This is a genomic window from Janthinobacterium sp. LS2A (assembly GCF_036543145.1).
Lineage (GTDB): Bacteria > Pseudomonadota > Gammaproteobacteria > Burkholderiales > Burkholderiaceae_D > Janthinobacterium > Janthinobacterium aestuarii.
Genome location: NZ_JAZHPB010000005.1, coordinates 164,991 through 185,324, shown reverse-complemented (window position 1 = coordinate 185,324; position 20,334 = coordinate 164,991). Strand labels below are relative to the sequence as shown.

At 61.5% G+C, this 20,334-nt stretch carries 14 protein-coding genes; 10 read left to right on the top strand and 4 right to left on the bottom strand.

Features of this window, described 5'->3' with window-relative positions:
* The first annotated feature begins 59 nt into the window (after nt 1–59).
* The 7 genes from V3C40_RS16160 (at nt 60) to V3C40_RS16130 (ending at nt 14,422) form a co-directional block, all read left to right on the top strand.
* A complete protein-coding gene (locus tag V3C40_RS16160; RefSeq protein WP_070302131.1) occupies nt 60–2,666 on the top strand; it encodes a chemotaxis protein CheB in 2,607 nt (868 codons plus the stop codon).
* Entirely contained in the window at nt 2,663–4,783 is a 2,121-nt protein-coding gene (locus V3C40_RS16155) for a PAS domain-containing sensor histidine kinase (protein WP_331777967.1), read from the top strand. The genes V3C40_RS16160 and V3C40_RS16155 overlap by 4 nt, the downstream gene beginning before the upstream one ends.
* A gap of 86 nt (nt 4,784–4,869) precedes the next feature.
* A complete protein-coding gene (locus tag V3C40_RS16150) occupies nt 4,870–7,017 on the top strand; it encodes a S46 family peptidase (protein ID WP_442907272.1) in 2,148 nt (715 codons plus the stop codon).
* A gap of 143 nt (nt 7,018–7,160) precedes the next feature.
* Entirely contained in the window at nt 7,161–9,935 is a 2,775-nt protein-coding gene (locus tag V3C40_RS16145) for a type VI secretion system Vgr family protein (protein ID WP_331777965.1), read from the top strand.
* Nucleotides 9,936–9,960: 25 nt separating this feature from the next.
* Nucleotides 9,961–12,015 (top strand): phospholipase D-like domain-containing protein, encoded by a 2,055-nt coding sequence (locus tag V3C40_RS16140; RefSeq protein WP_331777964.1) that lies wholly within the window; start codon nt 9,961–9,963, stop codon nt 12,013–12,015.
* A gap of 2 nt (nt 12,016–12,017) precedes the next feature.
* Nucleotides 12,018–13,616 carry a tetratricopeptide repeat protein gene (locus tag V3C40_RS16135; RefSeq protein WP_331777963.1) on the top strand — a complete coding sequence of 533 codons (1,599 nt, stop codon included), beginning with the start codon at nt 12,018–12,020 and terminating at the stop codon, nt 13,614–13,616.
* Between the two features lie 263 nt (nt 13,617–13,879).
* The gene (locus tag V3C40_RS16130; protein ID WP_331777962.1) at nt 13,880–14,422 is read left to right on the top strand and encodes a hypothetical protein; all 543 of its coding nucleotides are present in this window, start codon (nt 13,880–13,882) and stop codon (nt 14,420–14,422) included.
* Nucleotides 14,423–14,433: 11 nt separating this feature from the next.
* On the opposite strand, the gene V3C40_RS16125 is transcribed toward V3C40_RS16130, so the two are convergent.
* Genes V3C40_RS16125 through V3C40_RS16115 form a run of 3 tightly spaced genes read right to left on the bottom strand, consistent with a single transcriptional unit; the run spans nt 14,434 to nt 16,302 of the window.
* Nucleotides 14,434–15,015 (bottom strand): hypothetical protein, encoded by a 582-nt coding sequence (locus tag V3C40_RS16125; protein ID WP_331777961.1) that lies wholly within the window; start codon nt 15,013–15,015, stop codon nt 14,434–14,436.
* Nucleotides 15,012–15,626, bottom strand: a complete 615-nt coding sequence (locus V3C40_RS16120) for a class I SAM-dependent methyltransferase (RefSeq protein WP_331777960.1) — start codon at nt 15,624–15,626, stop codon at nt 15,012–15,014. Before V3C40_RS16120 ends, V3C40_RS16125 begins: the two co-directional genes overlap by 4 nt.
* 40 nt (nt 15,627–15,666) lie before the next feature.
* The gene (locus tag V3C40_RS16115; RefSeq protein ID WP_331777959.1) at nt 15,667–16,302 is read right to left on the bottom strand and encodes a TetR/AcrR family transcriptional regulator; all 636 of its coding nucleotides are present in this window, start codon (nt 16,300–16,302) and stop codon (nt 15,667–15,669) included.
* A 67-nt stretch (nt 16,303–16,369) separates the two neighbouring features.
* Here V3C40_RS16115 and V3C40_RS16110 point away from each other — a divergent pair, with 67 nt between their 5' ends.
* The 3 genes from V3C40_RS16110 (at nt 16,370) to V3C40_RS16100 (ending at nt 18,147) form a co-directional block, all read left to right on the top strand.
* Complete coding sequence (locus V3C40_RS16110; protein ID WP_331777958.1) at nt 16,370–16,888, top strand: DUF2867 domain-containing protein; 519 nt, start codon at nt 16,370–16,372, stop codon at nt 16,886–16,888.
* 99 nt (nt 16,889–16,987) lie between these two features.
* Nucleotides 16,988–17,599 (top strand): nicotinamide riboside transporter PnuC, encoded by a 612-nt coding sequence (gene pnuC, locus V3C40_RS16105; protein WP_034750234.1) that lies wholly within the window; start codon nt 16,988–16,990, stop codon nt 17,597–17,599.
* Nucleotides 17,599–18,147, top strand: a complete 549-nt coding sequence (locus tag V3C40_RS16100; protein ID WP_331778094.1) for an ATP-binding protein — start codon at nt 17,599–17,601, stop codon at nt 18,145–18,147. The genes pnuC and V3C40_RS16100 overlap by 1 nt, the downstream gene beginning before the upstream one ends.
* Here the strand turns inward: V3C40_RS16100 and V3C40_RS16095 are convergent.
* Nucleotides 18,144–20,291, bottom strand: a complete 2,148-nt coding sequence (locus tag V3C40_RS16095; protein ID WP_331777957.1) for a TonB-dependent siderophore receptor — start codon at nt 20,289–20,291, stop codon at nt 18,144–18,146. The two genes, V3C40_RS16100 and V3C40_RS16095, sit on opposite strands and share 4 nt — an antisense overlap.
* Nucleotides 20,292–20,334 lie beyond the last annotated feature (43 nt).

Genomic DNA, 20,334 nt, shown 5'->3' with positions numbered 1-20,334 from the left:
TGCAAGATTATCAATTGCCGGCCATGGCAAGGTTTGCCGAGGCTGGTTTCTAGCAGACGATGATAACCCGCAAACGCAGCAAAATCAGTCTGGCCAGCCTGCCTGCCGAAGCGCCCACCATCGGTTTTCCCGTGGTGGCCATTGGCGCTTCCGCTGGCGGACTCGACCCTATTGTCGCTTTCCTGACCCATGTGCCGCCGGAAAGCGGCATCGCCTATGTGGTGATCCAGCACCTTGATCCCACGCAAAAAGCCCTGTTGCCGGAACTGTTGCAGCGGGCCACCAGCATGCCTGTCACGGAAATCACGCACCATGCGGCATTGCGGCCCAACCATATCTATGTGATTCCGTCGAATGCCGACCTGGGCCTGTCGAAGGGACGGTTCCTGCTCAGCGAACCGCTGCAGCTACGCGGACACCGCTTGCCCATCAATGCTTTCTTCGAAAGCCTGGCGGCCGAGCTGGGCGAACTGGCCGTGGGCGTGATTCTGTCCGGCATGGGCAGCGACGGGACGCGCGGCTTGCAGGCCATCAAGCAGGCGGGCGGCCTGACCCTGGCGCAGCATCCCGATACGGCCAGGTTCGACATGATGCCGCAAAGCGCCATCGCCGCCGACGCGGTGGACCTTGTCGATTTTCCCGACAAGATGCCCGAAAAGATCGTCAGTTACCTGTTTCGCAGCAGCTTTCTGGAGTTGCCGGGCAAGGCGCCGAGTGGACGCAATTCCTTGCAGGAAATTGTCGCCTTGCTGTCCGAACATACGGGCAACAGCTTCTCGGACTACAAGATCAATACGATCCTGCGCCGCATCGAGCGCCGCATGAGCTTGTACCAGATGATATCGATGGAAGAGTACATTCCCTATCTGCGCAACAATCCTGCGGAAATCGACCTGTTGTTCAAGGAGTTGCTGATCGGCGTGACGAATTTTTTCCGCGACCCCAAGGTGTGGGAATACCTGAAGATGGTGGTCTTGCCGCAAATGCTGGCGGCTAACCCTGACGGGCGCGCGTTCAAGGCCTGGATTCCTGCCTGTTCCACGGGAGAGGAAGCGTATTCGCTGGCCATGGTGTTCCAAGAGGTGGTAGCCGGCAGCAACCCGCCGTCGAAGTACAGCCTGCAGATTTTTGCCACCGACCTGTCGGCCGACGCCATCGATCGCGCGCGCCAGGGCCGGTTTCCGACAACGATCAGCAGCGATGTGTCGACCGAGCGCCTGGAACGGTTTTTCTTGCAGGACAAGAACGATTACCTGGTCAGGAAAGAGGTCCGCAACATGATCATCTTTGCCCAGCAAAACATTATTTCGGACCCGCCGTTCACCAAGCTCGATATCCTGTGTTGCCGTAACCTCTTGATTTACCTCAATGCCAAGTTGCAGCAGCGTTTAATTCCCCTGTTTCATTACGCCTTGAACCGCGATGGCGTTTTGCTGTTGGGCAGCGCCGACACGCCCGGTCATTTTTCCGAGCTGTTCGCGCCGCTGACGACATCGACCCGGCTGTACCGCCGTCTCGACAACATGGCGCGCCAGCGCTTGCTGACGTACTTTCCCACGAAAGTGTCGTCGGCCACTCCTCCTCCCCCCAGCGACACGAGAGAAGTCAGCATGCCCGGAAAAATTCAATCCCATGTCGAGCAATTATTGCTCCAAAAATATTCGCCTGCGGCCGTGCTGCTGAACCAGGATGGGGACATCCTGTATATCAACGGGCGCACGGGTTCCTTCCTGGAACCGGCGGCAGGCAAGGCCAACTGGAATATCCACGCGATGGCGCGCGATGGCTTGCGTTACGAGCTGGCGGGCCTGATCAAGCAGGCGCTGCAAAGCGACAGCCTGGTACGCCTGAATGGCCTGGTGCTCAAGGATCATGCAGGACAGGGGCATGGCGTGGATTTGACAGCGGAAGCCTTGCTTCAGCCCGAAGAGCTGCGCGGCATGGTCTTCGTCACGTTTGCCAGCGTACCGCTGGCGGCTATCCCGCGCCGGGGCCGCTCGCCGAGCCCCAAGGTGCTGGAACTGGAGCAGCAGCTGATCCAGGCACGCAATGAAATCCAGGCCGTGCGCGACGAAATGCAGACCTCGCGCGAAGAATTGAAATCGGCCAACGAGGAATTGCAGTCGACCAATGAAGAGTTGCAATCTGCGAACGAAGAGCTGACCACTTCGAAGGAAGAGATGCAGTCGCTTAATGAAGAGTTGTACACGGTCAATGCCGAGTTGCAATCGAAGGTCGACGATTTGTCGCTGGTCAACAGTGACATGAAAAACCTGCTCAATAGTACCGATATCGCCACCATCTTCCTCGACAGCGAGCTGCGCATCCGCCGCTTCACGGCGCCGGCCACGCAAATCTACAAGCTGATCCAGACGGACTTGCGCCGCCCGCTCAGCGACATCGTCAACGACCTGGCCTACCCGAACCTGGAGGCGGACGCACTGGAAGTCATCCGCAGCCTGGTGTTTTGCGAACGGCAGGTGCAGACCAAGAACGGGCGCTGGTACAACGTGCGCATCATGCCGTACCGCACGGTGGAAAATGTTATCGATGGCGTAGTGGTGACCTTTATTAACATTACCGAGTCAAAGGTATTGGAAGCCCAGTTACGCCAGATTCAGTCCGGCGCCGCGGCGGACGGGAAAGCAGGAGAGAGCGCGTCATGAGCGAACCATTCGACGACGGTAGCGGGCCGGCCAGGCTGAGAGAGCAGGCCGAGCAATTGGCGGCGCAGCAGCGCCAGTCCGTGGTGGCGCCGCAGTCGAATGAAGAGGTGATACGCCAGCTGCATGAGTTGCAGGTCAGCCAGATCGAGCTGGAAATGCAGAGCGCGGCCCTGGCAGAGCTGGAACAGCTGAAGAATGAATATGAAAGCAGCCGCGACCGTTATGCGCAGCTGTATGAACAGGCGCCCGTCAGCTATTTTTCGCTGGCGCGCGAGGGCGTCGTCACGCGTGTCAACGTGGCGGCTTGCGGCTTGCTGCAGCGCGACAAGAACCAGCTGCTGGGGCGGCGCTTCGAACAATTCGTCGCGCCCCAGGCGCAAGGCAGCTTCCGCCGCTTCCTCGACGCCGTCTTCACGAGCGGCGCCCGGCAAGTGCTCGAGGCGCAGCTGTTCGGCGGATCGGCGGGCGGCATGGTGCGCATCGAAGCCAATTTCGACGCGGCCAGCGACACGGCGCGCATGCTGGTGACGGACCTGGGTGACGAGCACGCGCGCGAATCGGCCTTGCGGCGCGCCTTCGTCATCCTCGACAGTATCCGCGAGGGCGTGCTGGTGACAGACAGCGACAACCGCATCATTTCCGTCAACCCCGCCTTCACCACCATCACCGGCTACCAGGCCGAGGAAGCCATCGGGCGCGATCCATCCTTCCTCGGCGGCGGCACGCATTTGCCGCATTTCTATGAAGCCATGTGGCGCAGCCTGCACCGGGATGGCAGCTGGTATGGCGAACTGGTGAACCGGCGCAAGAATGGCGAGCGCTTCGTGGAATCGCTGTCGATCACGCCCATGCGCATGGCGGACGGCACCATCAGCCATTTTGTCGGCGTGTTTTCCGATATCACCGAGCGCAAGCTGGCCGAGGCGGACTTGCGCGAACTGCACCGCGAGCTGGACCAGCGGGTCATCGACCGCACGGCCGAATTGCTGCACGCCAACCAGCATCTGCAGCTGGAAGTGCAGCAGCGTGAGCGGGCCCAGGAAGCCTTGCGCGATGCCGAGCGTTTCTTTCATGCCACCATCGATTCGCTGACGGACCGGGTGCTGGTGCTGGACCAGGCGGGCAGCGTCGCGCATGCCAACCAGGCGTGCCTGGATTTTGTCGGGCAGATGCAAAAACCGCTGCATTACCTGGAGTTTTGCGAGACGGACCCGCGCTGGCAGCGCAGCGCCGGACGCGAGCTGGCCGCCGGCATCCGCTCCGTCATTGCCGGCCGTGCCGACACGTTTGCGCTCGAATATGAATTTATCACGCGCTCAGGCCCCCGCTGGTCGCAGGCCAGGGTCAGCCGTTTCCTCGGCGAAGGGCCGCTGCGCGTGGTGGTGGCGCACACGGACATTACCGAACGCAAGTTGATGGATGGCGCCCTGCGCCAGTCGCACGCGCAGCTGCGCCAGCTGGCGCTGCACCTGGAAACGGCCAAGGAAGACGAGCGCAAGCGCATTTCGCGCGATATCCACGATGAACTGGGGCAAAACCTGCTGGCGCTGCGCATCGATATTTCCATGCTCAGCGCGCGCACCGAAGGTTCCCATCCGCGCCTGCACCGCCGGGTCGGTGCCGTGCTCAGCAATGTCGATACCACCATCAAGAGCGTGCGCGGCATCATCAACGAGCTGCGTCCGATGGCGCTGGACCTGGGCTTGCAGGCCGCCATCGAATGGCAGGTGGGCGACTTCCGCAAGCGCAGCGGCGTTGCTTGCCGCCTGCTGATCCGCGACGAGGCGCTGTTTGCCGCCATCGGCAGCCAGGCCGAGATCGTGCTGTTCCGCATCGTGCAGGAAGCGCTGAGCAACGTCATGCGCCATGCCGAGGCCAGCCAGGTCGAGATCGAACTCAGTTCGGATGCCTGCGCCGTGTACGTGGCCATCAGCGATAACGGCATCGGCATCACGCCGCAGCAGCAGCGCAAGAAACAGTGCTTTGGCCTGATCGGCATCGCCGAACGGGTGACGGCGCTGGGTGGCCACTTCGAGGTGGGCTTGCCGGCCTCGGGCGCCGGATGCCGCCTGGCCTTGCAGATACCCCTGCAGGGAGTGGGGCGGCCGGCCGCCTGATACAGAAATTGCAATCGGTTAATTTTTGCCGACTCAGCTCGCCTGGACAGGCTATACTTTCGCCTGCTTTTATGGAGGGGCATATCTTGTTCAAAACAATCGTTTTACCAGTCGCCTTGTTGGGCGCGTTCGCCGGCGCACACGCCGACGAAGGGCAATGGCAACCACACCAACTGCCACAGCTGAAAGCCGAACTGAAACGGGTCGGTATCGAAATTCCTGCAGAAAAACTGGCTGACCTGAGCAAGCACCCGATGAGCGCCATCGTGTCGCTCGGTGGCTGCTCGGCCGCTTTCGTTTCCGACGCCGGCCTGGTGGTGACCAACCACCACTGCGCGTATGGCGCCGTGCAGCGCAATTCCACGCCGGAACACAATTACATCACCAACGGCTTCCTGGCCAAGACGCGCGCCGCAGAGCTGCCGGGCGGTCCGAACAGCCTCGTGTATGTGACGGACAAGGTGGAGAACGTCAGCGACCGCGTGCTGAAAGGCTTGACGGCCGACATGAGCGGCCGCGCGCGCCACGAAGCCGTGGAAAAGCGCGTCAAGGACTTGATCGCCGAATGCGAAACGGACAAGATGTACCGCTGCTCCGTGCCCGCCTTCCATCGCGGCCTCGAGTACTATCGCATCCGCCAGATGATGATACGCGACGTGCGCCTGGTGTACGCGCCATCGGACAAGATCGGGAACTTCGGCGGCGACATCGACAACTACGAATGGCCGCGCCACACGGGCGACTACTCGTTCCTGCGCGCCTACGTGGGCAAGGATGGCCGCCCGGCCGACCCGTCGCCCGACAACGTGCCGTACAAATCGAAGGATTTCCTGGTGGTCTCGGCCGAAGGCTTGAAAGCCGGTGACGGCATCTTGCTGGCGGGCTACCCCGGCCGCACCAGCCGCTACAAGCTGCCGGCGGAAATCCGTTTTGCGCGCGATACGGCTTTCCCGCTGAAAGTATCGGAACTGCAGGCCGACCTGGCCGTGATGGCCGATGCGACGAATGGCGACGCGGCCGCTGCCGTGCGCTATGCCAGCGTGGTGAAAAGCATCAACAATGTGCTGAAGAAAACCCAGGGCTTGCTCGACGGTTTCGCGCGCAAGGACATCGCCGCCATCAAGGACGTGCAGGATGCCGAGTTCCGCGCCTGGTACGCGAAACAGCCGAACGTCTCGCCGACCCTGCTGGCCGAACTGGACGCGGCGATCGCCAGCGACATGGCCTTGAGCGAAGAAGAGTTCGCCTGGAGCGTGGCCACCAACAGCGATTTGCTGAAAAGCGCGCGCACCATCTACCGTTTGTCGCTGGAGCGCCAGAAAGCGGACGCCGAGCGCGAATCGGGCTTCCAGCAGCGCGACCTGGCCTTCATCAAGGCCCGTCTGGCCCGCCTGGAGCAGTCGTACGTCAACAAGGTCGACCAGGCGCGTTTTGAAGCTGGCCTGAAGCGTTACGCGCAACTGGCGGCGAAGAGCCATCCGCAAGGCCTGGACGCGCTGCTGCCGGCCCCAGGCGCCGTGGCGGCCCTGTACCAGCAGACGCAACTGGCTGACACGGCCAAGCGCCTGGCCTGGCTGGAAAAGGACCAGGCCGCCGTTGCCCAGTCCGACGACGCCTTCATGCAACTGGCCGTCAAGCTGCATCCGGTGGACGTGGCGCTGGAAGAGCGCCGCAAGGAAATCGACGGCAACCTGGAACGCGTGATTCCGCAATACATGCAAGCCGTGATCGCGTGGAAGAAGTCGCAAGGCAAACCTGTCTATCCTGACGCCAACTCGACCTTGCGCGTGACGTACGGCACCGTCTCGCCATACTCGCCGCGCGACGGCCTGAACAAGGGACCGTTCACGACCGTGGAAGGCATCGTCGAGAAAGTCACTGGCAAGGCCCCGTTCGAAGCGCCGCAAGGACTGATCGACGCCGTCAAGCAAAAGCGCTACGGCCAGTTCCGCGACCCGGTACTGGGCACGGTTCCCGTCAACTTCCTCACCAGCGCCGACACCACGGGCGGCAATTCCGGCTCGGCCGTGATGAACAAGCGCGGCGAGCTGATCGGCCTGAACTTCGATTCGACGTATGAATCGATCACCAAGGACTGGTACTTCGACACGGCCATCACGCGCGCCATCCACCTCGACATCCGCTACATGCTGTGGGTGATGAAGGAAGTGGACCACGCGGATAACCTGTTGCAGGAAATGAGCATCAAGTATCCGAAAGCCGCCAAGAAATAATCTTTCTTGGTTGAAATGAAAGCCGCATCCGCCGCAGGGCTGATGCGGCTTTTTTGCGTATGGGCAACTAGTTTGAGTTCCATCAATATGCCAGCGTTCACCATGGTTAGCATGGGTTAGGGGAACTATCCGACGGAGGAAAAATGGATGATGGCGAGCTGGCAGCCGATCTGGCGCGCCTTTTCGGAGCGAGCTGGCGAGTCCAGGACAGCCGCTTGCTGCGCATGGATTTTCCGCGCAACGATGGTCCGCCCGATACCGCGCTGCTGGTCAACAGCTTGCGGGCACACGAGGAAATGTCACGCGACTTCTGGTTCGAGGCCGAACTGCTGTCCGACAATCTCCACGTCCCCTTGACAGCGATGATGGGCCGGATGGTCACGATTTCGATGGTGCGCGATGACGGCAGCTTGCGCTATTTTAATGGTTATGTCGGCGAATTTCGCTTGTTGCGCAGCGATGGCGGTTTCGCGTTCTACCAGATGGTGCTGCAACCCTGGCTGGCGTTGTCCAGGCTGCGCATGGACAACGTCTCGTTCCACGAACGCACGGTCATCGACATCAGCGAAACGACCTTCGATCACTATTTGCAGCGCGACTGGCAAAACCGGCTGCATGAGGAAAAAGCGATACTAAGTTGCGCCAACCAGCATAATGAAACCGATTACAACCATCTGCACCGGCGCTGGGAAGACCAGGGTATCCACTATTGGTATGAACATCGCGCCGACGGTCATACGCTCTGTTTGGGCGACAATACCTGGCTGAGCGACAGCATCGACCCAGGCGACCACGATGCCAGCGAAGCCGACGAAATGATGTTTCGCGGCGACGCGGGCTCGCTGGAGCGCGACGGCATACGCGATTGGCAGGCAATACGGAAGATCGCTTCAGGCTCGCTCACGTTGGCCAGCTTCAACTACAAGCAGCCGTATGCCAGCCGCGCCAGCGGCCATGCGCTGCACCAGCAGGGCGACGTGTTTGCCCATGAACTGTATCAGGACACCGGCTATGGCTATACCGACATGGGCGACGGCGAAGCGCTGGCGCAACGCCGCCTGGAGGAGAATAACTGCCGGGTGCAATACTTCGACGCTGGCGGCAATCACCGCTGCGTCCAGGCCGGACGCAGTTTCACGTTGGGCGGACACTTCAGCGGCAAGCAATCCATGCCGGCCAGAGGTGAACCGGCGTGCCCGGACATCGGCTCGCGCGAATACCTGATCCTGTCGGTCGATCATATCGCCAGTAACAATTACCAGGCAGGCACGGGCGCGAAGTCGCATTATGAAAACCGTTTTAGCTGCATCCGCAAGAGCGTCCGCTGGTATCCGGGGCGACAGTTCAACAGCACGCCTTGCACGTTGCCCGGCGTGCAGACGGCGATTGTCACCGGGCCGGCAGGCGAAACCATCCATACCGACGGTCTGGGCCGGGTGAAGGTGCAATTTCACTGGGACCGGCTGGGCAAGTTCGACGCGGGCAGTTCGCCATGGATCAGGGTCATGACGCCATGGGCGGGCCAGGCATTCGGTCAGATCGCGTTGCCGCGCATTGGCCAGGAAGTGCTGATCCAGTTTCTCGACGGCAATATCGACCGTCCCGTCATTGTCGGCGCGGTGTACAACGGCAAGCATGCGCCGCCGTGGAATTTGCCGGGGCAACGCATGCTTGGGGGCTGGCGCAGCGCCGAGCTGATGCCTGGCGGCGGCTACGGCGTGCGCGGCAACCAGTTGGTGCTCGACGACACGCACCAGCGCATCCAGGTGCAACTGAAAAGCGATCATCAGCACAGCCAATTGTCGCTCGGCTGCATCAGCCGCATCGAAGACGCCAACGGGCGCAAGGATGCGCGTGGCGAGGGCTGGGAACTGGCGTCAGACGCCTGGGGCGTGGCGCGCGCCGGCCGCGGCATGTTGCTGACCACCGAAGCGCGCCCCGGTGCCGGCTCTCATATCAAGAGCATGGATGAAACCTTGCGCCGGTTGGCTGAGGCTGCTGAGCGGCACAAGGCGCTTGCCGCCTTGGCGCAGCATTACGGTGCGCAAGAAAGCGCCGCCCAGCAGGGCGCCGCCGCCGATGTGCTGAACGCTCAGCATGCCGGGATCAAGGGTGGTGGCGGCAATGGCGAAAACGCGTTTCCCGAATTATCTAAGCCGCATCTGGTGCTGGCCAGTCCGGCCGGTATCGAAACGACGACCGCGCAATCGACGCACATCGCCAGCGCCGAGCACACCGCGCTGACGACCGGGTGCGACCTGTCGCTGGCGGCCGGCGGCGGCCTGTTCGCCAGCATCGGCGCGGCGTTCCGCCTGTTCGTCCACAAGGCTGGCATGAAACTGATCGCCGCAGCTGGCCCGGTGCAGATCGCGGCGCAAACCGATGCGGTCGATATCGTCGCCAACAAGGTTCTGGAATTGATCAGCCAGACCGACTGGGTGGATATTCGCGGCCGCAAAGGCGTGCGCCTGCATGGTGCCAATTGCATGCTTGAAATTAGCGACAAGGTGCAGTTTTTTACCGCGTCGCCGACGCTGTTCCATGGAAACCTGGAAACGCTGGCACCCAAGAACCGGCCGCAACCGGAGCTGGAACCGCCCATCGCGCCGGTAGCGGGGCAATTGCAGCATACGATCCAGGCCCATGCGGATGGTGGTCAATACGCGCACGTGCCGTACACGCTGTACAAGGGAGACGCCGAAGTCGAACGCGGCTTGACCGACGAATTCGGCCGCATCCTGATCGCGCATCAGGACGGCACGCCGCGCTACCGTGTCGTCCTTGGCAATGGTGAAGAGTTTTCATTGCAGGCCAGCGCACGCTTCGCCCCGAACGCGGCGGTGGATGGTGAACAGAAGCTGTCGAACCGCGGTTTGCGCGCGTTCGACGACACCGCCGATGGCCGCTGGGTTCAATGATGCACGACACTGACTGGAGAGCGCCATGCCGGAATCGAGCGGCCGCATCGAAACGACCCATATCGACGAAGTCGGCCGCAGCGCGACCAGTTCGCTCCAGTGGCTGCTGGAAAACCGCAACCTGAAGGACAAGGCCACTCATCCGATTACGCACAACAACAAGTTGGCGCTGTTCATTTGCGGACAGGAAGCGTTTGCCGACATCGCCGCGGAGATCGCCAAGGCTAAACATTCGGTCGACCTGTGCTGCTGGGGCTTCGACCCGGGCATGGAACTGGTGCGCGGCAACGGCGCGACCTGGCCGCGTGGCGAAACTTTTGGCGACTTGCTGATCGCCGCCGCACGGCGTCACGTCAGGGTGCGCCTGCTGATCTGGCATGACCGGATCGGTTCGCCGATGGTGCACAATATGCCGGGCCATTCGCACGGCACCTCGCCATGGAAAACCGATGGACAGCGCGCCGACGACATCAGCGCCAAAGCCAGCCTGGCGATGTTGCAGGACGCGGTCGCCAGGAAAGCGATGTTCAGCGGCGGTTTCAGGGGCGATAGAGTCCGCCCCGAGGATATTCCGATGCTGGCGCGTGAAGAATATTGCTACAACTGGTATGTGGCGGCGTTTAAGGGCATGCTGAGTGGTATCACGATTCGTTTGCGCCACGGCGACAGCGGCGCAATCAGCAAGAGTATCTCGACCGAAATCAACCAGCCGCGCGGCTTGACGATGGGGGAAATCGAGAAGCCCGGCATGCAATACCTGGGCACGCACCACCAGAAGCCGGTCCTGATCGATTTCGACCACGAAGAGGGGGGCAAGGCCGTCGGTTACGTGATGGGCCTGAACTCTGTGACCGATTATTGGGACACGACGGCCCATCTGCTCGACGATACGCGCCGCGAACAGGGCGGCGTCAACGAGCGGCGCGAGTGTTTGCAGGGAATGGCCGCGGACGGCGGGTTCGCCACCTTGAAGCCCTATCAGGATTACGCCTGCCGCATCGACGGCGGCAAGGCGCTCATCGCGCTCTATAACAATTTCGTGAAGGCATGGGATCGCGCTATCGACGACCGCACGCGTTCGGCTTCCACCGAATGTGTTAGCCAGGAGTTGCCATGTGGCAGCCCACCGGCGCGGCTGTTGCGCGAGGCCGGGCCGGACGACTCTACCGTGCAGATCGTCCTGACGCAGCCCGAGGAGCAGGACAAAACCATCAAGGAAACCTACTTTCGCGCCGTGACCCAGGCCAGCCTGGCGGCCGGCTACCTGTATGTGGAAAACCAGTATTTCCAGTATGAAGATTGGGCCGCGCACTTGCTTGCCGAGCGCAAGAAGGTGGTTGCCGCCTGGAAGGCCGGCAGCGTGAAAGCGGGCAAGACCATGCGTGATATGCCCGTCATGCACGTATTCATCGTCATCCCGGTGCCGGAGCGGGCGCAGATGGTGCCGCGCACCCACGACACGCTGGCGGCGCTGGGGCAGCACGATGGCATGACAGGGCAAAATACCATGATCGACGACTACAACAAGCGACCGAAAACCCGGCGTGTCAGGGCAGGGTTCGGCATTTCCACCGAGGCGGAAGTCAAGTTGCCCGACGTGGTGCGGCATTCCAACGGCATCAACAAACCCGGCGTGATGACGCTTGAAAGCGAATTCGGGCTGAAGGTGTCGGTGGCCATGCTCAATGTCAGCGCGTTCGATAACGACCGCTGGCGCTACCGTGAAATCTACATCCATTCCAAACTGATGCTGGTCGACGACGTGTTCATGACCTTGGGCAGCGCCAACCTGAATCAGCGCAGCATGGCCGTCGACAGCGAAATCAATATCGCCACCGTCGATCATCGCGTGGCTCGGGACTTGCGCAAGCGGGTGTGGCGCATGCTTAGCGGCGGACTGGTCGATGGCGGGGGTGGGACGAAGGGGGAGATTGTGGATGCCTTTGAAAAGTGGGGAAACTTAATGAAAGCCAATCGAACGAAAAAGCTGGCAAAACAAGGCGGAGCAAAATTAAAAAAAATGATTGGTTTTTTGTTGCCATTAGAAGATAGCCGAAGTTCTACTATACGTCTGGGGTGAGCATGAAACAGTATCAAAATATATTCATTCGTCTGCCATGTTCCGTATTGGTAGTTCTCCTGTATATCCCTTTATTCGCCTGCAAAATGCCAAACGACAAAGAAGAAGTCTTGCCACGCAACCAAAGCCTGCCCCTCTTCAATCCGCATGTCCCTGATTTCATTTGTGAAATCGAATCGAACAAGGTGCCGCCCATCGATGCGCAAGCCGAGGACTGGTTTCTCGAAGCACGCGCCTTGGAAGATCCTGAAATTTTTGTGGAAGACCGCGATTATAAAAAAATCATCGATCTGACGCGTCAGGCGGCGCAGCGTTTGCACTGGAAGGCGATGCTCAATCTGGCCAGCCTGTATGTGGAAGGACGCGATCCTTTAAATGGTGAGGAAGAAGCGGTGCAACTGGTGGAAAAGGCGATGCGGCTGGGCATACCGGCGGCCTACGACCGGATGGGAACGTATTATGCGAACAGTACGGGTGTGACAGGCGATACCACCCGGGCTTATGCCTTCTGGCAAAAGGCGGCTGTCATGGGAAATCCTCAGGCGATGGCATTTTTAGGAGAAAAATTAAGAGCGGGAACAGACGGTGCTATTCCTGGATATTGGGCCAATATTCCTGTAGCGATAAAAATGATGGCGTGTGCGCTTTCTCAAGGATATGGGCCTGCTGCGTTTAACCTGCACTATTTGTATGCAATACCAAGAGCTGCAAATGGCGATGAGATTGGCGATCGAACTCCTGCAACCAAACAGCGTGCTCTAAATGTATTGCATGAGGGAGTCAAGTTTGGCTGCGCAGAATGTGCGAGCGCATTGGCAATTGAATTCGGTTCTCCTTTTGATCTTGCCGATATGCTGGCGCCATACGTGGACAAAGCTCGCGGCGAACGTTATGCCGTACTTAATCGTGAACTGGGATTCAATCCCAATGCGCGCTTTCCTAATCTGGACAAGGTATTGCCACTGCCCCCCGCCGACCTGCCACCCTGGAATGGCGACAGGGATACCTTGCTGCATGAAGCCAAGGGTGTGCGCCCACCGCCAGTCATCCCGAAGCCAAGCGCCGCCTCGCTGTTGCAAAAACCATATTTCCTGGCCGCCGGCTATGCCCTGCGTCCCACCGGCTTGCACAGCGACGCGCCGACCGCGCCATTTTCCGCATATTGGCAACCTGTCGCTGGGCAGGGTTTGACGGAACCGGCCTGGCTGTTCGGTGAAGGCGAAGAGTTCCGCCATTTCAGCGTGCTCGATACCGATGGCAAGAGCCGTTACGGCCCCGTGATATGGGAACAGTGTCTGACGATACGGCACAACCATGGGGCAGTGGAACCGCGCGCGGTGCACGGCTTGCTGCGCGAGGTGGCGCGGCCCGAGCCATGGTTGAGCTGCGCTTGCGACCAGGCCTGTCCGGTCAGCGGCGTCTGGCAACCGTGGGTGGCGGCCGACCATCCGCTGCAGGCGATCGTCAACCAGTACTGGCGCCAGGCGTGGCTGACCCAAGGCGCGCCGTTCCCGCGACCGCGCCGCGACTGGCTGCTCGATTTGCCAGACGACGATGTGACGTGGCATTTGATGGATGCGTCCCTTGCAGATCTCGGCTAAGGCTGAACGTTAGCGATATCTCTCATAGGCGACCCTGTCCCAGCCTAAGAAATAGTTTCTATCTGCATATCCGACCTGGCCCCGGCTCCCTAGGCGGGTGCGGTCTTTTTTTTCGCCGCGCTGACGATGAAGGGCCGCTCTGAGTCACCGGTTTGTGCTCCCGGCATCGTCCGCACTGTTCACGCACCACCGCCTGCCGCCTTGGCTGTGCCACGTATAATTCCTCGCACTATCCACCGCTATTCTTTTTCGACAGGCCCGCCATGTCCCTGACTCCCGATTCGCTGCCAGATTGGCAAACGTTTGAAACGGCCTATGACGTTGAAGCAACCTGGCTCAGGCTGGCCACTGCATCGTTGGCACTGCTCGGTGCGTCCCCATTCAAGGACCAGGCATTTTCAGCCTTTGCCTTCAACGCCGTATCGTTCCCGTCCCTTTCGCTGAGTTTTGACACCGCCCCCGATAACCGGGAGCGTGGTGATTACCCGCCGGACTGGTCGAACGAGTGCATGGAAGTCGATGTGCCGGAAATCGGCCAACTATGGGAAGAGGGGCATGCAACGATAGAAGGCGCGCTGCTCGATCTGATCGACGCTGCCGATGACGCCTTGCTCGAGTCCATCGAGGAAGGCTATCTGCACAGCTTGAGAAAAACCATGGTGCGGCTTGAGACGCGCCATGCTTTCGAGCAGATCAGGACCTGCGCGCGATTCTGGACCGTGGTCACGCAAATCGATGCCGATACGGATGAAGAGGAACGGCTGCTCGACCAGGTGCGGCTGGTGGCATTGGCCAGCCATGCATGAGGGGCTGACTGCTATATCAGGGCTTTCCAGGCCCTGACTTCTTCGTTCGTGAGCATCGGCCCCCAGCCGCCGCGCGGCGCCGCATCGTGCTGCGCATAGTGCGCCAGCTGCGGTACCGCCACATCATGCCGGACACAGATGTCAAGCACGGCTTCCAGCTGGCGCCGGCTTGCCGGAAGGTCGTCGCCATGCCAGGTACAGGCGCTCGTTTCCAGCACATGCTGAACAAGCTGCTCCAGCGCGCCGAGCAGGTGCCCGGGTATCGCCGTGCGGATGTCGTCCGGCCAGGGATCGCCCATGCCCGTCACGGCCAGGGAAGCAAAGCCGCGCTCCCAGGCCGCAAAATCTCCGGGCGCGACCTGCGTTATTTTCCATATGTGGCCGGCGAACGCGGACAGCGCCGGATGGTGAATGTCGAAGCGCAGGCAAAAGCACTGCAGGCACGTCACGGCAATGCATTGCCTGGCGATCACGGAGAGAGTGTCTATCGATATATTGTGCATAAATTGACGGCGTTTCAAAAATAATGGCTGGTCTCGGCTGAGTGCCTGCTTTGTCAGCTCCCTGGTGCATGCTGCTTCAGCTTGAATCATTTCTCAAGGACAAGCCAGGACCAGCTCACCCCCGCCTGGCGATTCTGCGGCTGGACGGATGGCGCCTGCGTGCTTAGCATGACCTTGAGCCCATGCCGCATTGCCAGGTCTGCCGTTTCACTGGCGGATACGTCAAAGATGCGGCGGCCTTTCGGGGGCGGACCATGCCTCAGGGAAATGACGAGTACTGCGCCGGGCTTGAGCAATGTGCTGATATTGCCCATCGCCTCCATCCTTTCTTCCGCCGCCAGATGCATCCAGACGGCAGCGACGACAATCAAGTCATACCTGGTGTGGCGCGCGCCTATCGTGGACAGGGCGGGCAGGCTATCGTTGATCCATTCGAGGTTGGCCAGGGCATGCGCCTGCATGCCCGCCGCGCGGAAGGCGGCAACGGGCTCAAGCGCGATCACCGTGTGTCCCAGGCTTGCCAGCCACGCCGCGTCGCCGCCGGTTCCCGCGCCGATGTCGAGCACGGCGCCTGGCCGCGTCGGCAAGAGATGGGCAACGGGGCGGTATTTATCCAGGAAGGCAACGCTTTCATATCGGGCGATGAGCCCTCCTGCATTTTCCGCATAGCCCTCGGTGCCGGGGACAGTGGATGAGTCCATGGGATCCTGCATGATCAGCGGGCGCATCTGGCGATGGTCATCATGGCTGTTCTCCCGCTTGCTGACGCGCCTGCCGCAAGGCCTCTACCGGCAACTGGAAAAAGCGCGGCACCATGGCTGGCGACAGGTCGTCGCCACCGTCCGCCATGGCCAGCCGGCCACTGAGCAGCAGCATCACGTAGCCGTGGCCCAGCGACCAGCCGGCGCTGGCGGCGGCCTTGTCCCAGCGCGGATCGAGACCCGCTTCGCGCACGGCGGCGCCGGCCGTTTGCAGCACGTACTGGAAGCACGCTTGCGCCGCTTCCAGCAGGGCGGGGAACTGGCGCACGTCCTGGTGCTCGAACATCAGCCGGTAGTGGGCCGGCGAAGCCAGGGCGAATTCGATGTATTGCTTGCCCAGCAGCTGAAAACGCTGCTCGGAGGGCAGGCTGCCCTGCGGCGGCAGTTCCGCCTCCCATTTGGCGATCAGGCTGGCGAAACCGGCCGCCGCCACCTCGGCCAGCAAGGCTTCCTTGCTGGGGAAGTGGCGGTACACGGCGGCGATCGATACGCCCACCGTGCGGGCCAGTTCGCGCAGCGAGAGGGTGGCGTCGTGCTGCTGCGCCAGTTGCGCGATGGTGGCGGCGACCAGGGTGTCGCGCAGGTTGCCGTGATGATAGGTAGTCGTTATCGTCATTCTATGTTATCGCTGTTCACATTGTCGTGTATGATGGCCATGTTATCACTGAACACATGGAGAGCACATGCAAGAGATGAGCAACGTGGTACGCGCCGTGGCCATGCCGCCCGGCGCCAGCATCGCCCCTTTGTACCAGGGCAGCAACCTGGCCGACGCGTATGCCGTCGGCCTGCCCAGCGCTGGCGTGCGGCAGATGGATATGCAGGCCCTGGCGCGCGTGGTGCTGTGCAGCCAGCCGCGCTGGGCGCAGTGGCTGCTGGCGCTGCGCGACATTATTGTCACGCCCTTCGGCATCAAGACGGCGAAACAGCTGGCGGCCAAGCCTGATGGACGCATCGGCATCTTTCGCATCTACGCTGTCAGCGATGACGAAATCATCGTGGGCGAGGACGACAGCCACCTGGACTTCCGTTTGTCCGTGCTGCGCAACCGGGATGCGGGGCTGCATGGCAGCATCACCTTTTCCACCGTCGTGCATTGCCATAACTGGATAGGGCGCAGCTACATCCTGCTGATCCGGCCATTTCACAAGCTGGTTGTGCGGCGTACGCTGGCGCGCGCCGTCAAGGGAGGCTTTGCCTGAGCCGGTTGAACAAGGCAGGGGCGGGGCTGACGCTGCGGGCAATCTTGCTTATTCATGGCCGGTATTGCATACTGCACCACCAGCCTCATCACGATTCCCATGAACGATACGCTTCTCCTGCTGGGTTTTGCCACCACGCCGCTTGAACTGATTTCCTTTGTCCTGGCACTGACAACCGTTGCGCTGAACATCCGCCAGAATCACTGGGCGTGGCTGTTCGCCATCATTTCCTCGGCCGCCTACGGTTTCGTGTTTTTCGAGTCGCGCCTGTATGGCGACATGGCTTTGCAACTGCTGTTCATCAGCGTCTCGTTCTGGGGCTGGTACCAGTGGCTGCATCCGGCCAGCGGCGGCAAGACCCTGCCCGTCACGCGCCTGAATGGCCGCGGCTGGCTGGCCTGCGCCGCGGGCTGGCTGGTCGGCTTCCTGTTGATCGCCTGGCTGCTGACGACGACGGATACGGACGTGCCCCATGCGGATGGTTTCCTCACGGCAGGCAGCCTGGTGGGCCAATTCCTGCTGTCGCGCAAAAAGCTGGAAAACTGGATCGCCTGGATCATCGTCGACGTGCTGTACGTGTGGCTGTACCTGCACAAGGGCCTGACCCTGACGGCCGTGCTGTATGCGTTCTTCGTCGTGATGGCCATCATTGGCTTGCTGGCGTGGAGGAAGTCGGCGCCGGCCGCTCCGAGCGCGATGGTCCTCAAGTGATGGATCGTTGCGTGCGCGTGGCCATCCTGGGCGCGGAATCGTCAGGCAAGTCGACCTTGGCGGCCGCCCTGGCCGAGCGCTACGGCACCGTCTGGGTGCCTGAGTATTTACGTGAATTTGTCGAGGCGCAGGGCAGGGTGCCCGTCTCGGCCGACCAGTTTGGCATTGCGCGCACGCAAGTCGAACGCGAGGCGGCAGCCGCCGCGCAAGCGCGCAACTTCCTGTTTTGCGACACGACGCCGTTGATGACGGTCGTCTACAGCCGCCATTATTTCCATGGGGCCGATGCACAGCTGGCGACGCTGGCCGATGCCACGCAGTACGATTTGACCTTGGTGACGGCGCCCGACAGCCCGTGGGTGGCCGATGGCTTGCAGCGTGAGTCGGAAGCCGTGCGCCAGCTGATCTACCGCTACCTGCTCGACGAGCTCGACGCGCGCGGCATTGTGTACCACGTGCTGCACGACAGCCTGGAGGCGCGCCTGGAACAGGCGGCGCCTTTGCTGCAGCAGGCGCTAGCTGCAGCGCCTGCCATTTCCCTCAATTAAAAGTCGAACTGCGCCGACACCTTGAACGTGCGGCTGGCGCCCGGATACAGATAGCCGTCCGATTCCGGCGTCACGTCGCGCCAGTAGAACTTGTCTGCCACGTTGTTGACGCTGGCGCGCAGCACGGTGCGCGTGCCGGCGATGCGCGTGGCCCAGGCGGCGCCCAGGTTGAACACGTTGTACGACGGCACGAAGGTCGTGTTGTTGTACTCAAACGCTTTCTTGCTAGCAAACTCCCAGCTGCCATTGACGCTCAAGCCCGCCACCTGTTGTACGGCGTAGTCCGCATGCACGGCTGCCTTGAAGGCCGGCACGTTGGGCACGCGCTTGCCATCGAGGGCGGCGTTGCCCGTGCCCGACTGCTGGCTGTTCAGGGCCGTCACGGAGGCGCCCAGGCTCAGCTTGGACGATGTCTTGCCCTGGGCCGACAATTCCAGGCCACGGTGCTGTGCCTGGCCTTCGCGCACGAAGTAGCCTGCGGCATTCTGGAATTCCAGGCCCTTGCGGATCTGGAACAGGCTGGCCGCGACCATGAAGTCCGGCGTCACATCCATCTTCGCGCCAAGCTCGATCTGCTTGGAGCGGCTGGGCGTGAGTTCTTCGTTGGCATTCATCGCCTTGCGGTCGGCCGTGCCGCCATGTTCCATGCCTTGCGAATAGGCCGCATACACGGAGACATTGTCGAGCGGGGTGTAGACGAGCGAGACGTTCGGCAGCAGGAAATCGTGCTTGGCGCGGATTTCCTTGTCGGCCTTCAGTACATACTGGTAGCCGTCGACGTCGATATGGCGCAAGCCGCCATGCAGCTTCCAGTTCGGTGCCAGGCTGACGATATCCTGCACGAAGACGGAGTTTTCCGTGTCCTTGCGCACCAGGCGTACGGGGCCTTGCACACCGGTCGACATGGCGACGATCTGCGGGTGGTAGATGTTGCTTACGCCAGCCCAGTCATACACGTACAGGCCCGCGCGGTCCTTGCGGCGGAAGGTCGAGACGCCGGCCGTGAATTCATGGCGCAGGGAGCCGGTGGCGAACTTGCCCTGGATCATGGCTTGCGCGCTCAGCGGCTTTTTCGTCTCGCCCAGGCTGCGGTAGTCATACACGTCGTAGTCGCCATTGCCGCAGAAGCCAGGGTACAGCTCCTGTCCGCTGCAGCCGTACGGGAAGGCCGTGTAGTCGTCGCGCTTGAACGAGTGCTGGTTGGCCGACAGGGTGGCGCGCCAGTCGTCATTGAACGCGTACTGGAAGCGCAGGCCGATATTGCTCGTGACGGTTTCCACAGGGCGCGTCCACGGCTGCAGGTTGAGCATGGCGTCGGCGCTGATGCCGGTCGGCAAGGTCGTGTTATTCAGCAGCTGGAAGCCGGGCGCCGTCGCCTGCGCCTTGTCCTGGTAGTCGGCATCGAGTTGCAGCAGGGCTTGCGGCGAAATCTGCCAGTCGAAGGCGCCGGAAATGAATTTGCGGTTGCCGTCCGCGCCCTTGATGTAGGAGCGCAGGCGCTCGGCCGCCACGTTGACCCGGTAGCCGAAGCGCGTGTCTTCCAGGCGGCCGCCCAGGTCGATGGCGCCGTACAGGGTGCCGCGCTCGCGCGTTTCCACGGTGACGGTGCGCAGCGGTGCGGCGGTGGGGCGCTTGACGATGAAGTCGATCACGCCGCCCGGCGCGGCCACGCCAGCCTGCAAGCCTGCCAGGCCCTTCAGTACTTCGATGCGTTCTTTGTTTTCCAGCGGAATTTGCGTGTCGCCAGGAATGGCCACGCCATCCTTGCGGTAGCTGGAATTGTTGTCGAGCTTGAAGCCGCGGATGGAAAACTGTTCCGCATAGCCGACAGCGTTGTAGGCGTCGTTGATGCTGGCGTCGAGCTTGACGGCATCGCTGAGATTGCGGATCTGCAAGTCCTGCATGTCTTTCTGCGAAATGACGGTGACGGAAGCCGGCGTCTGCAGCAGCGGCGCGTCGGAAAAACCACCGACGGAGGCGCGCTTGACGGCGGGCGCCTTGCTGGCCGTGACGACGACTTCGGCCATGCTCTGGGCCTGCGGGTCGGCGGCTTCGGCGGCGTCATTCGCGGCAAAGGCCGGTGCGGCAAACGCGTGCAGGATCGCCAGGGTCAAAACAGAAACGGATAAATTCGGTGTGGACATAGATTGCTCGTGGTTCAAGCCGTCTCTGTAAGGAGCACGGCAG